General features: G+C 46.6%; 13 protein-coding genes. 1 reads left to right on the plus strand and 12 read right to left on the minus strand.

Annotation, left to right across the window (positions count from 1 at the left end):
* The first annotated feature begins 135 nt into the window (after nt 1-135).
* The gene (locus CHI14_RS07815; protein ID WP_095287868.1) at nt 136-1,386 is read left to right on the plus strand and encodes a nucleoside recognition domain-containing protein; all 1,251 of its coding nucleotides are present in this window, start codon (nt 136-138) and stop codon (nt 1,384-1,386) included.
* Here the strand turns inward: CHI14_RS07815 and coaD are convergent.
* From coaD to CHI14_RS07875, 12 genes are all read right to left on the minus strand, one after another.
* A complete protein-coding gene (gene coaD / locus CHI14_RS07820) occupies nt 1,364-1,870 on the minus strand; it encodes a pantetheine-phosphate adenylyltransferase (RefSeq protein ID WP_095287983.1) in 507 nt (168 codons plus the stop codon). The genes CHI14_RS07815 and coaD overlap by 23 nt on opposite strands.
* A 1-nt stretch (nt 1,871) precedes the next feature.
* Entirely contained in the window at nt 1,872-2,480 is a 609-nt protein-coding gene (gene rsmD, locus CHI14_RS07825; protein ID WP_095287869.1) for a 16S rRNA (guanine(966)-N(2))-methyltransferase RsmD, read from the minus strand.
* Between the two features lie 331 nt (nt 2,481-2,811).
* Nucleotides 2,812-2,955, minus strand: coding sequence for a hypothetical protein (locus CHI14_RS29900; protein WP_170948046.1), 144 nt, complete (start codon nt 2,953-2,955; stop codon nt 2,812-2,814).
* A gap of 129 nt (nt 2,956-3,084) precedes the next feature.
* Entirely contained in the window at nt 3,085-3,243 is a 159-nt protein-coding gene (locus tag CHI14_RS29905) for a hypothetical protein (RefSeq protein ID WP_170948047.1), read from the minus strand.
* A gap of 26 nt (nt 3,244-3,269) precedes the next feature.
* Nucleotides 3,270-3,554, minus strand: a complete 285-nt coding sequence (locus CHI14_RS07840; protein WP_141236649.1) for a hypothetical protein — start codon at nt 3,552-3,554, stop codon at nt 3,270-3,272.
* Nucleotides 3,555-3,654: 100 nt separating this feature from the next.
* Nucleotides 3,655-3,960 carry a hypothetical protein gene (locus CHI14_RS07845; RefSeq protein WP_095287873.1) on the minus strand — a complete coding sequence of 102 codons (306 nt, stop codon included), beginning with the start codon at nt 3,958-3,960 and terminating at the stop codon, nt 3,655-3,657.
* Between the two features lie 156 nt (nt 3,961-4,116).
* Complete coding sequence (gene lacZ / locus CHI14_RS07850) at nt 4,117-7,164, minus strand: beta-galactosidase, LacZ type (RefSeq protein ID WP_095287874.1); 3,048 nt, start codon at nt 7,162-7,164, stop codon at nt 4,117-4,119.
* A 163-nt stretch (nt 7,165-7,327) separates the two neighbouring features.
* Nucleotides 7,328-8,158 carry a carbohydrate ABC transporter permease gene (locus CHI14_RS07855; RefSeq protein ID WP_095287875.1) on the minus strand — a complete coding sequence of 277 codons (831 nt, stop codon included), beginning with the start codon at nt 8,156-8,158 and terminating at the stop codon, nt 7,328-7,330.
* Nucleotides 8,151-9,038 carry a carbohydrate ABC transporter permease gene (locus tag CHI14_RS07860; RefSeq protein WP_095287984.1) on the minus strand — a complete coding sequence of 296 codons (888 nt, stop codon included), beginning with the start codon at nt 9,036-9,038 and terminating at the stop codon, nt 8,151-8,153. Before CHI14_RS07860 ends, CHI14_RS07855 begins: the two co-directional genes overlap by 8 nt.
* A 146-nt stretch (nt 9,039-9,184) precedes the next feature.
* A complete protein-coding gene (locus CHI14_RS07865; RefSeq protein WP_095287985.1) occupies nt 9,185-10,477 on the minus strand; it encodes an ABC transporter substrate-binding protein in 1,293 nt (430 codons plus the stop codon).
* Nucleotides 10,478-10,835: 358 nt separating this feature from the next.
* Complete coding sequence (locus CHI14_RS07870) at nt 10,836-12,608, minus strand: sensor histidine kinase (RefSeq protein WP_095287876.1); 1,773 nt, start codon at nt 12,606-12,608, stop codon at nt 10,836-10,838.
* 18 nt (nt 12,609-12,626) lie between these two features.
* Complete coding sequence (locus CHI14_RS07875) at nt 12,627-14,156, minus strand: response regulator transcription factor (RefSeq protein WP_095287877.1); 1,530 nt, start codon at nt 14,154-14,156, stop codon at nt 12,627-12,629.
* Nucleotides 14,157-14,404: the final 248 nt, after the last annotated feature.

Consider the following 14,404-nt stretch of genomic DNA (forward strand, 5'->3'; position numbering starts at 1 on the left):
TGGTACAGGCCGGATAGGCCGCAGTATTCTGTCGCTTGTCCGGTCAAGGCCGAACCGTCCCCTGGACGTCATTCGGCCGTCCAATCCGATTACTGCAGCCGAATGAATCGGCGCTATTTCATATGAGGTGAAACGATGACAATGCAGACCGAGGTTACAGGATCCAACCCGATCAGGTCGGTACTTCTTAGTACCGGCGCTTTGTTACTGGTCGTCGCTGTAGTTGTATCTCCAAAAGATGCCTTCGATGCCTCCATTCAAGGGCTGGACATCTGGTGGAAAATTATCTTCCCGGCAATGCTTCCGTTTCTGATGTTGTCGCAAATGCTTACTGCATTTGGTTTTACAGACGCTCTCGGCGTCTTACTGGGACCACTGATGCAGCGTTGGTTTCGCCTCCCCGGCGAAGCTGGACTAGCCCTTGCCGTCGGCATGTGTGGAGGATTTCCTGCTGGGGCGGACACAGCGTCCCGTCTGGTTCGGGATCAACAAATAACCGGCAAACAGGCCATTATTCTGGTCGCTGCAGCTCATTTCACCAATCCAATGATGATCATTTTGGTCATAGGGGCCGCATTTCTTCACCAGCCTGCTGCCGGATATTTTCTGCTTATGATTCATTGGCTCAGCGGATGGATTGCCGCAATCATTGCCATTCGGCTCAATCGCAGTCGTCAAAAACAGACCACTACAGCCAGTCCCCCTAAGCGCAACCAGCACCAGGGGCTTTGGTTTCAAATGATGAACGCAGCCCGTGAAGCCCAGGCCCGAGATGGCCGCGGATTCGGCAAACTGCTGGGTGACACCGTGTCTCATGCGGTTCAGACGCTAATGATGACTGGTGGTTACATCATCGGTTTTGCCGTGTTCATACGACTTCTGGGCCTGTACATCACGCCCGGCAGTTCGGCTGCCCTCTGGCCTTCTGTATTGGAAGTGCATTTGGGCTCATACCATTTAAGTCAAACGCCATGGGCACCCGTACTTACGATTTCCCTTATTACTGCGGTTCTTGGTTGGGGTGGACTGTGCTCCCATTTACAAGTCTCAGCTGTGATGAAATCCACCGGAATGGCAGCCAAGAGCATGATCTATTTTGCTGCTGTACGTTTGCTTCATGCATTGACTGCCTTTTCATTAAGTGTCTTCCTCTGGACACCCTTCAGCCGCTATAGTGCAGAGGTATCGGCCCCGTTTTGGCCTGCTGCAAGCGCGGATGAGACAACTCTGCTGCCGATGCAATCCCAGCTTGAAGGCAGCACCGCTGCGGCAGAGATTTTATGGAGCAGCTTCCCGGCAGTCTGTATCGGACTTGCGATCATTCTTGCCGTTATGATCAGCCTGTCGGGCTTGACCCACTGGTTTAACCGCCGTTTTTCTCGCTGATTTTCCGGCGAAGTGCCGTTTCCACTTCCGGGGACACCAGATCGGTTACATCTCCATGATAATGAGCAATTTCCTTGACGATACTGGAGCTCAAATACGAATATTTCGGATTGGTCATCATAAAGATGGTTTCCGCATCCGGGTTCAGCTTGCTGTTGGTGGAAGCAAGCTGCAGCTCGTATTCAAAATCAGTCACGGAGCGTATGCCACGAACGATGACCTGAGCTTCCTTTTGCCGAACATAATTGGCTGTCAGATCACGGAAGCTATCCACTTCCACATTAGACAGATGCCTTGTAACTTCTGAAATGAGCGCTTTACGCTCTTCCACCGTGAACAGTGGATTTTTGCTCATATTATTCAGTACAGCCACGATGACGCGGTCAAATTGCTTGGACGCCCTAGCAATAATGTCCAGATGGCCCATCGTTACAGGATCAAAACTCCCTGGATATACGGCAATCCGTTCCTGCCTGTGTATCATTTCAGTCATGAGGAGCCTCCTCTTCTGCTATGCTGTTTTCTCCATCATTCGATGCCTCAGGTGCATAATCATAGATGGACACAGCTGTCTCCCCATACACAGCCTTGCGCGTTTGTTCAAACGGGCCGAATTGCTCAGGGTAACTATATTTGGATTCATATTCAAGCACGATCGTCGCTTCCGGTTTAAGCAGTTCCAGCTCATGCATCGTAAGCATCAGCTCATCCCCGTTTTTCATCCGGTAAGGCGGATCGAGAAACACCAGATCAAATTGTGTCGTTCGCTTCGCAAGCGCCTTTAACGCACGACCTGCATCATTACGGTATATAGCTGCCTGATCTTCCAGCTTGGTTGCCTTCAGATTGGCGCGGATCACTTCAATACTTTTGGATTCCAAATCAACAAAAACAGCCTTGTCCATGCCGCGGCTCAGCGCCTCAATTCCGAGACCACCACTACCCGCAAACAAATCCAATGCTGTACCGCCCTCAAAATAAGGGCCAATCATGCTAAACAGCGCTTCCTTCACCTTGTCGGTGGTCGGACGTGTTCCATTGCCAGGAACAGCCTTCAGCGGTCTGCCTTTCGCACTCCCGGATACCACTCTCACTGATGAGTCACCTTTTCTCTCTATGTAAGTTTATTGACACAGCTATCGTACCACACTCGGGTTCAGTTTGAAAAATAGTCTGTCTCCATTCATTTCAAAAAAATTGTTGACCCGTTGTTGACGCATATGTATAAAAAGGAAACATTTCGGCCATTCTATAATTATCGACATCACAAGTGTCGTAGACAACCGCGGAGAAGACTTACGTTTCCCCATAAGCTCTTCGTCCGGTTTCTCCTCTCCCATGAAAAATAGGCCCTCGAAAGAGGGCCTGTTTTTATTTTCTTTCAAATTATGTATAGAAACGATAAGTTAAGACTGTATGCCGTCATCAATAAGGTGTTACAGCTCCTTCCACTTCAACATCTGTTTCGGGCTCCAACCAGCCGATTTCTTTGAGCCAAACTTCCATGTCATTCAGAAACGCTGCATGATCCAAATTCGCTATTTTGTATTTCTTTATCTTCTCACTCAAAAAAACATAAAAGGAATGACTTAACTCAACCCGTTGTCTTCTTTTACTGAACTTTTTGTAAAGGTCCTCGCTGACCGTCATGTCAAAATAAAGCACCTGCTCTTTTTTGGCATATCTGACCGTGGACTTTCATTCATATTCTTCCGGCAGGCAGCGAAAAACAAAGAACAACTCGATATCACATGCCGGATACTTCATTTCAGCTTGTTCGAAAACAGGCTGTAATTCGTCAGATAGGGAGGCGACGTAGGTTAACCCGGACGTATCGGATGTTTTGCCCATTTTCACAGTAACCCACCTCCTTGATTTTCCGGCTATTCATTGTTCTCCATCTCCCGGAACTTCCGATTGGAACGCCGCAAGTTAATCATGGAGAACAGCAAAAGAACTACCGGTAAGAACAGATTCCAATTCTGCTTAATAATCATCACAACACCGAAGAACACAATCGCGAGCCAAACCAGTATTTCAATAGTCTCAACCTTGGTCAGCGTATGCTTAAATGCTTTTTTGGAGATGAGACGAACGAGGTAATACACGAGCACAGCATAGAACACACCCATACCCAGGATTGCAATTAAAGCAATTAACATTTCCAAGAACATCCCCCTCTCACCTCCAAATTTGTTTACCTTAAGTTCCTTTATAAGCAAGAGTGTATCTTAACTTAGACTCCAAGAAATATTCTTTCTTTCCATGTTATTTCTCTTCTGTAATAACCGTTGCATTGTAGATCACAACACGTTTTCCATTCAGATCAAATAATACTTTATTGCCATATTCCGTATCCTGCACATCGATTTTTCCCTCATAGGTCTGAATCAATTCCCCGGAGTCACTGTACACTTTAACGATCCGCTCCAGCCCCCCGGAATTGTTGGATCTCATCGTTTTCAGCGCCCGCTCACCCGAAGCCGTATTGAAATACCAGATGAAACACCCCACGATGATACCCAGTACAGCCAGGACGGTAACCCACACACCTGCTTTTGCCTTTCTGCTCATAATGAAGCCCCTCCCTTTGTTCCATGTCCCGTATAGTACGAAATAGCTTCGATAGCGGTTTCATGGAATTAGGCTTGCGCGACCATTTCTCCATAGCAAAACAGAGGTCATCCGATACACGGAGACCCCTGTTCTACATTTATTAGGATACGACTCTTACAGTGAACGAATGACAAATTCAAATTCCAATTCGCCGTCCGAGGCAATGCGATATTCCGGATGAACCGGCGCACCCCAGCTATCATCACCGCCAACACCCATCTGTTTACCAGCTACAGTAACCACTGTATAATGCACGGGCGGCAGCTCGTATACATGCTGCGCGTTTTCCAGTTCGAATGCTGTATACGGCGATACGTTAAGCTCAACTGGAGCTGCAGAAGCCTCAATTTTGAAGCCGCGTCCTGCATCATCCGTCAGTTTCGCCCAGCGTACTCCTGTACGGTTGCCTGATTCCTGTGGTACCAGGTATGGCGCAACCGTATCCGCCACTTTACTGCCATGAATGCCCAAACGTGCTCCAAATGCACGATCCGCATAGTTTTCTTCCGGACCCATGGCCAGCCATTCCACGTTGCCATATTCCGGTGACGTTTTGAAAGACAAGGCATGAATCGGAAGGTCAGGCAAGCCTGCTGTACCTTTGTAGGCGTTATGAACATGCACGCTTCCATCAGCACGCACAGTATAAGTTACTTTTACCTGCACGTCTGCAGAAATGTTGAGCTTGTGCGTGAATTCAATGCGATATTGATCCGGTTTCTGTTCTGCCTTCCACTCGACACATCTTGGCAGCAGACTAGCGGCATACCACGCACCCAGTTCGAAGCCCATGGCAGTCCCTTTATCATTATCCGTCGTTGCCCGCCAGAACAATGGCGCAGGAGGCTGAGCAATCGTCTCACGGCCGGACAGCTTGAGGGATACCAAAGTTCCGAAAGCTTTGGAGAACAGTACGTGAGTTTGACCTACACGGACACCAATATTCACATCCCCTTCAACCACCTGAATTTCATTTGTCAAATTCAGATCCTCTGCAGCCGTTGCAGCGGAATCTTGTGTGAAGATAAACTGGCCAAACGCGACTTCGTCCCCTTTATCCGCCCAGAGGGTAGCCGCTTTGAGAACAAATGCAGCATTAACCGCATATTCGCCACCAGCCAGAGCATCTGTATCGAGCGGAAGACTTACCGTTTTCTCGCTTTGGGCAGGTACATTGACTTCCAACGTTCCGCGCAGCACTTCATGTCCCTCACGTTCCAGGCTGTACACCAGTTCCAATGCTGATGTATCTGCGAACAGGTTGCCATTAACGATTTTGACCCCTTCACGATCCGGGAACAACTTGATATTTTGATACAGGAACTTCACTTCCTGCATTTTGGCAGTTACTTTGCGATCCGCGTGCACGATGCCGTTCCCACAGAACGAGTAGTCCGAAGGACGATCGCCGAAGTCGCCGCCGTATGCGAGGTATTCCTTGCCGTAACGGTCTTTTTTGTAAATGGATTGATCGATGTAATCCCAGATGAATCCACCCTGATACATCGGGTATTTGTCTTCCAATTCCGTATATTTGTGCATGCCACCGATGGAGTTACCCATGGCGTGCATGTATTCACAGCTGATGTAAGGCTTGGTCGGATTCGCATTCAGGAATTCCTCAATGTCTGCTGGCTTGGCATACATGCGACTCTCCATATCACTTGTCTCATCAAAACGACGATCATGGAAGACTCCTTCATAATGCACCAGACGCGTTGGGTCAGCCGATTTGAAGTATTGGGATACTTTGTAGATGACTTCGCCGCCATGTGACTCGTTACCACAGGACCAGATCAGAATGGACGGGTGGTTTTTGTCACGCTCCACCATGGATACAGCCCGGTCCATGACAATGTCATGCCACTCTGGTTTATCACCAGGAATTACCCAGGAAGGCTCAACGGCACCAAGCTTTTGCCAGGAACCATGCGTCTCCAGGTTCATCTCATCAATAACATACAATCCGTATTCATCACACAATTCATACCACAAGCTTTGATTCGGATAATGTGATGTACGAACCGCATTCATATTGTTCTGTTTAATGGTACGCACGTCCCAGAGCATGTCCTCTTTGGTAATGGCACGGCCACGGCGCGGGTTGAACTCGTGACGGTTAACTCCTTTGAATACAATGCGTTTACCGTTGATATGCATCACTTTATCGATCATTTCGAACTTGCGGAAACCAACAGACTGAGGCACAACTTCAACCAACTGACCAGCAGCATCATATACACGGATGTATAAACGATACAAGTACGGTATTTCCGCACTCCACAGGTTTACCTTGCCGAACTCTTCCCGAAGGCTAACCAGACCATTCGTAACTTCCACTCCACCAAATGTTCTCAAAGCGTTCCCTTCAGCATCGCGCAGCTCAGCTTCAACTCGTGCTCCCGCAGCAGCTTTACCTTCCAGCTTCAGATCGAGGTTCAGCGTACCGTTGGTATAAGATTGGTCCAGATCCGTTACCACACGCAGGTCCCGGATATGTGCTGCAGGTACCGTATAGAGATATACGTCTCTGAAAATGCCGGAGAAGCGCCAGAAGTCCTGATCTTCCAGCCAGCTGCCCGTGCTGCGTTGATATACTTCCACAGCCAGTTTGTTTTCTCCATCCTGAAGGAACGGTGTCAGATCGAAATCCGAAGGGGTGAAGCTATCTTCTCCGTATCCCACGAACTGACCATTAAGCCACACATAGAATGCTGACTCTACTCCCTGAAAGGAGATGTATACCGGATTGTTCTGCCACCCTGATGGCAGGTGGAACGTCCGAATGTAGCTTCCAACTGCATTTTTGTCCTGCGGCAGTGCTGGCGGACGCAGTTCGTTCAATCCATCCCAAGGGTATTGTGTATTTACATATTGAATTTGACCATACCCCTGAAGCTGAATGTGACCAGGCACTTCGATGTCATCCCAGCCTTCACTGGAGTAATCCGATTGGTAGAACAGCTCCGGCCGGCAATCCGGACGAATGGCATAATTGAATTTCCAGGTTCCGTTCAGGTCATAACGCATTTTCATGGTTCCTGAAGCCTGTGCTTCCTCCATGGTGCTGTAATAACGATGATCCGAGTAAGCGTTTAGACGATTAACCTCAAAAACGCTTACATTTCCCAGCCAGTTGATATCTGCTTGTGTTGCTTTCATCGGCTCTCTCTCCCTCTAGTGCGAAATGTATAGTATGAATTATTCAAGATTCAAACCTGTATTTCCTCTTCCAATAACAAACAGAAAGACAGAGGTACACCATTGCTGGTGTCCTCTGCGTTTTTTTCTACATCAGTCTTTTCAGATGACATCCACTATTCCACTATTTCACAGAACCAACCATACCAGCGACAAAGTGTTTCTGCATAATGAAGAACACTAATGCTGTTGGCAGCGTGGCAATGACAATCGCTGTCATGATCACCCCATAATCTGGCGAGTAACTGGAGCCGAGATTAGAGATCAGCAATGGGATCGTTTGTTGATCTGGTGTCTGCAGCACAACGAGTGGCCACAAGTAGTTATTCCAGCTGCTCATGAATGTAATGATCGCAGCTGCCGCATATGTTGTTTTCATTGTAGGCATGTAGATCTTCAGGAAGATACCCAGTTCGCTAAGACCATCGATCCGGCCTGCTTCAAGCATCTCTTTCGGGAACATTTTGGTGTTCTGACGGAAGAAGAAGATCAGGAACGCAGTCGTAATGGTTGGCAGAATGACTGCCGCCATTGTATTGATACCCATAAACGGTGCAATTCCCGAGATGGTTGCAAACATCCGATAGAGCGGTACCATCAAGGCTGCGAACGGAATCATCATGGAAAGCAGCAGGATGTTGAAGACGATGTCACGTGATTTCGTCCGGTATACTTCAAAACCGTAACCAGCCATGGAACCAATCAACAATGCAAGCAATGTGGAAATAATGGACACAATGGCCGAGTTGCCGAGTGCCTGTACCAGATTGGTCGTATCCAGCAGCTTCGTGAAGTTATCTATGAAAGCCGAGCCGGGTAACAATCTGCCTTTGGTGACATCTACCGAAGCATTCGTGGAGCTGACGAGCATCCAGAAAAATGGGAAGATCGATATGAAGGCCACAAGGGACAGGAATACATAGGTGAAAATGCGTTTCACTTTGTTCTTAGCCATTTTTATCACCTGCCACTTTAAACTGGATGATGGACAATACAATAATCATCAGCACGATGGAGTATGAAACGGTTGCCGCATATCCGAAGTCCGGTGAATATTTGAACGAAAGGTTATAGATGTATTGCGAGATGGACATCGTTGCATTACCCGGTCCACCCTTGGTGATGTTCATGATCTCATCAAAGATTTGCAAGGTACCAATCGTTGATGTAATGGACGTGAACAGAATAATCGGTTTGAGCAATGGTACTGTAATTTTGAAAAATTGAGTAAATGCATTTGCACCATCAATCCGTGCCGCTTCATAGATGGATTGATCGATATTTTGCAGGGAAGACAGATAGAAAATCATGTTATATCCGGTCCAACGCCAAGTAACGGCGATTATGATCGTAATTTTAGCCCAGAACGGGTCGGTGATCCATTGAATCGGTTCAGCAATGACATGCAGATTCATCAGAAATTGATTGACCATTCCATCTGCAGAGAACAAATACTTGAATACAACAGAGTAGGCAACCAGTGAGGTTACACAAGGCAAAAAGATTGCAGTACGGAAAAAGCTGCGGAAGCGCAGTGTGCTGTCATTCAACAGAACGGAAATGAACAATCCGAGAATGATCATGACAGGGACTTGAATGATCAGATACAAAAATGTATTGGATACGGCTGTACGGAATGTTGTATCAATAAACAACCTTTTATAGTTATCGAGCCCCGTAAATTCAAGATTGGCACCCACGCCAGACTTGAAAGATAAGAGCAGTGCCTGCAGCATCGGATAGAAGTAGAATGCAACGATCCCGATGACAGCGAGCGAAATAAAAGCCCATCCAGTCAAATTATTTTTCTTTTGGAGACTGTCTCCTGTATTCATGGCTTTCACAGTATGGCTCCTCTCTCTCCATGCAACATGGATAGAACCCATGGAGCCTTCCACCATGTCCGGTCGGCAGTGTGCTTCGCCAGACGGTGGAACGGCTCCGATGCTTCCTTGGGTTCTATAAGTTACCGTGGATCATCTTAGTTTAATTGAGCTTCAGCTTGTTTTTGTGCATCAGCCAGAACGTCGTCGATCGCTTTGCCGTTCAGGAAGTTTTGCATTTCAACAACCAGAATGTCCTCGATTGCATATGTGTTAACACCGTAATTTACGCTAGGGATTTCTTCAGTCCATTTTGCGAAGTCTGCAAAGATTTTTTGTCCACCGAAGAACTCATCTGCTTTGTCAAATGCTTCACCTTCAGTAGCCGGTTTGTATGTTCCGATTGCGCCGATACCGTTAAGCAGGTCTTGATACAATTGTTTGTCAGAACCAAACGTGCTGCCCAGGAAGTCTGCTGCTTGATCTGCACCAGGAACATTGTTCATGACATACCAGGAGCTACCTCCAAGGTTGGATGCATGTACAGAGTTTGGTTGACCAGCCATTTTAGGAAGCGGAGCTACAGCCCATTGACCGGATTGGGATGCTTCTTGACGAACGGATGGTGTAATCCAGTTACCTGTTGGGATCGTGGCTACGTCACCATTGTTGAATGCTGCTACGAACTGGCTCCAGTCGGAGTTCAGTTTAACCACATTGGCATCCATCATTGCTTTGTAAGAAACAAATGCTTCTTTCAGTGCTTCATTACCAGCCAGGTTAGGTGTTTTGCCATCTTCTTTGGAGTACCATGAACCTGCGGATTGAATCATCATACGAATCAGACCCAGGTCATTCGGATCAAGAGTGATCAGATCTTTACCTGTTTTTGCTTTAACATCTTTACCGATTTGGATGTAGTCATCCCACGTGATGTCTTGCAGATCTTCAGCTTTGTAACCAGCTTGCTCCAGCAGGTCTGTTCTGTAGTAGAGACCCGTTACACCAGAGTCAAATGGAACACCGTATTGTTTGCCGTCATAAGCTGTCGGTCCCAATTTGTAATCGGCAAAGTCAGAAGCCGTGAAGTTGGAAGACAGATCCTTGAAGGCATCCGGGTAAGCATTCAGGAAGCTTTGTGCACGGTAGTCTTCAATCAGTACGATGTTTGGAAGACCGTTGCTTGTTCCCGAGTTCAAACCTGTGTTGAGTTTTTGGATAATATCATTTTGTGCGTATTCAACAACGTTGATTTTTACATCAGGATGATCTTTAGCGTAAGCTTCTTTTGCTGTATTCAATGCAGCAATGTTGAACGATGGGTCCCATGCCCAGATCGTAATCTCATTGGATGCTTTCTCACCCTCGCTAGCCGTGTTGCCTCCTCCTCCGGAAGAACATGCGGACAACAGCAGGACAGTAACGAGCATCAATACCCACATTTTTTTCAAATCATTCAACTCCCCTTCAACCTCTTTGTGTGTAATTTGTTTGCGTTTTCTGAAAGCGGTTGCTTTCGATGTATTCATCTTATCATTCCCAAATCGGCATTCGTTAGTAATAATTTTGTACGGATTTGTCATCTTATTGCCACAATGAAAACCTTTACAGAAACCGTTTGCATTAAATTTGTTTTTTGGTAATTCCTTTTGATTTTGGAGTAAATCGAGCCAAAAATTTTACCACTGAAGCAAAAATACCGCTTTCATTTATCAAAATAAAAAAAAGCCCTTCGTGTAGAAAACTCTCCACAGAAAGACTTTTGATGCGTGTTAGTTTATAAACTCGTGTTGCATCTGTGCCATTTCTTCAGCTTGTAATCAGCGGAAGTGTAACCGTCACTCTTGTCCCCTCGCCTGGGGTACTCATAATCGTCACACCATAAGGGGCGCCATACAGCAGTTCAATCCGGTCATGCACATTACGAATACCAATGCCGCTAAACAGCTGCCGATTATTTTTGGGATTAGGCAATGATTCGCCCATTGAGAACCCTTCAATACCATCTCCGTTATCCATGATCTCGCAGATGAGTGTTTCCCCTGCCCGAGAGACAAGAACATGAATGGTGCCGGTCTCTTTGCGGTTAAAGGCGTGGAAGAAGGCATTTTCAATAAACGGTTGGATGACAAGTTTGGGTACATGGTAGTGATTACAGTCAGGTGCTACATAGAAGGCCGCTTTGATTCGTCCACCATAACGGACATGATTGATGAAGACATAGTTCCTCAGGTTCTCCACTTCCTGCTCTACCGTGACCGTCTCGCTTACATCACTGATCGTATTTTGCAGTAAGGCAATCAATGCATTAATCGTCTCTGCTGCTCGATCCTTGTTCCCCTGCTGCACGAGTACCTTCACCGAAGCCAGAGTATTATACAGAAAATGAGGATTGATCTGGCTTTGTAATGCCGCAAGTTCTGCATTTCGCTGTTCCCGCTGGGTCAATACGAGCTGATCCACATAGTCATGAAGCTCATCAAGCATGTAATTGTACGCATGACCAAGCTGCCTGCTCTCATAACTTCCACTAACCGGAATGTAGTTATCGAGATCGCTTTTTGTAATATTGGACATTTGCTTCACGAGCCTGCGCAGCGACTTTGTAATCTGATTGGTGATTAGAAACACCAGTACAAGCGCCCCAGCCACAATGGCGGCGCAAATCAAGGCAATGGTTTTGAGATCAAGCAATTGTCCCACAGCCTGATCCTTATCAACCACATTAATAATATAGAAACGGTAAAACGGCAGATATTCGGACAGAACTACGCTGTCCTGCTCCATTACCTTTGCGTTTATACCATTATTATCGCTCTTCGTGGCCATTTGTCTGGCGTAAGATAGAAGATCCAGCTGCTTCGTACCAATCCATTCTTCACGGTTGGAAGACACAATTTCCCCGTTTTCATTGAGAATGACCACATCGTTACCTCTGCTCGTGAAACTGCTGTAGAACTGACGGAACACACTCTCTTTGATGGTTACATAAAGCGTTCCGTAAATCCGGCTCTGGGTCCGATCCGCCAATGCTTTGGTAGCTGAGATCATCTGCTGCGTGCCAACGTCGGTGTCCGTTTGGTAATCGTCAAACATCAACCGATTCGGTGTCTTCACAGCGTCGATCGTAATCGGAAGTTCTCTTAATTCCTCCAGCGACATCCTCAGGTGAGATCGGTCCGTAGAATAGGTGCGCCCATTAATACCGCTAATCGTAATTCCGACCTCATAGGATTCCATAATGGACTGGATACGGTCCATCGATTCCCTCATATTATAATAGGACTTGGCCATTGTGAGAGAATCCCCCTCTCCCTCCGACAGATAGCCGCGAATTGCCCCACTTTGGCTTACATTGTTGGAGACGGCCGCAATCGCATCATTAAAGGATTCGAAGGTGGTCTTAATCTGACTAAGCACCTTGGAGTTTGTGATGCTAAATGTCTCGGTAAACAGCTTCGTCGACATATGGACGGTAGTCCATAAAATAAGTACGGAAACGAGAACGATGCTTATCACCATGACGAGAAACAGCTTGGGAAACAATCCGAGACGTGATAATCCGTTCATCCATTTCTTCATGATCTTTTCCTTCTGACTTTATGCCCAGAATTTCCGACGATATCGGCTTGGTGACAGTCCGGTAAATTTTTTGAACACTTTACAGAAATAGCTGTGATCCGAATAGCCTACCATGCTGCTGATTTCGGAAATGGTAACATCATCCGATCGCAAGAGTTCTTCTGCCTTCTCAATGCGAATTTTGTTCAGATATTCGTTGAACCCTTCTTTTTTATGTGACGAAAAATAACTGGATAGATACGATGGATTAAAATGAAAATGCTTCGCGACTTCAGCGAGACCGAGCGGTTGATCGAAATGCTCATGCATATATTCAAGCAGCATCTTCATATTGGGGTCACTGCGCTTCCCTCCATCACCAGCCGTGCATTCCTGCACTTCAAGCATGAACTGATCAAGCACCTGCATGGCTTCATTCAGGCTTGAAGCTCCGTCCACGTTTTTGAAATAAGTATATTTGCTCTCTTCCAGAGCCGAAGATTGTACGTCCATATCCGCAAGAGTAATCGTTACGTTGAAAATCAGATTGCCCAAAAAGGATTTGATCTCGAACACATCCGCAATGTAGTCACGTCCCAGGGTAAGGGCATGCTCTTTCAGATACTCCCTGGCTGACTCGGTACGATTCCGCTTCACGTGCTGCAAAAACATATTCACATTAAACTGGTAACCTGCCGTATGCAGTGGTGGAAGTTCGCTGAAGACAAGAATTGAACGATCCTCATAATAAAAACGATATTCCATGAGTTTAATGAGTTGATTACGGTACACTTCACCCATCTGGTCAAAAGATGTAAAGCTGTCACTTAAGACCCAGCTGGGTCCTTTGATGCCTGCTCCATTTTCAATGGCCATCTCTTTGATCCGCCCGACCATCCATTCCTCTTTGGCAGGGTCTACATTCAGAAGGAATATAGGCATTTCACTCTCCACCGGTACCATGGCACATTCCACATCGGCAAGATAATTCAGCAGCTTGTTTTCGGTATCCTTCTGGCCCAAGTGCGAATGCTTCCCGGAAACAAGGAGGCGAAAACAATGGTGTGGAAACGTGTCCCTGACCATAGCCATATCTTTTTCATCTTCCAATGCAAAACCGGACAGCATCTTCTCCATGAACTGTCCCAGCTTCCACCCTTCACTTGAGGGCTCATACTGCAGTTCGGGAATTTTTCCGGCCGTTCGCTGAAGTACCTGCAGCAGCTCGTCGGTGTCCAGCTTCGGTTTCAAAATGTAATCTGCAGCTCCATGCTGAAGCGTTGAACGCACATATTCGAATTCACTGAAGCTGCTGAGCACAATGACTTCAATCTGCGGCTGGCTCGCTTTAAGCGCTCGTACAAACGCTTCACCGTCCATGATTGGCATCACAATGTCGGTTATGACGATGTCAGGCTTCAGCAAACGTACCTGTTCCAGGCCTTCTTCGCCATTGGACGCTTCTCCAACAATCTGGAATCCTTCCGATTCCCAATTCATATGATGCTTGATCCCCTGGCGTACCAGAAACTCATCGTCAACAATCAGCACCTTGCACAACCGGTTCATGATCGCGACCCCCTTGTCTAATCTTTCCTCTATGTCTCTACAGGTTATACCTTTTTTATATCGGATATAACGGGTCCCCCGTGTTAGCGGTTACAACAATTTTAAAGTTTTCGTTCTCTCTTTATATCCCATAATCGTTGTTAAATCAATGGAAATTGAAAGCCAGACGTATTCCTGAACGAAAATCCACTTATTCATTTTACACTATTTTTCGACAAAAAAAGAAGCCATGGTTCACCTAAAGACAA

The sequence above is a fragment of the Paenibacillus sp. 7516 genome (assembly GCF_002272715.1).
Lineage (GTDB): Bacteria > Bacillota > Bacilli > Paenibacillales > Paenibacillaceae > Paenibacillus > Paenibacillus illinoisensis_A.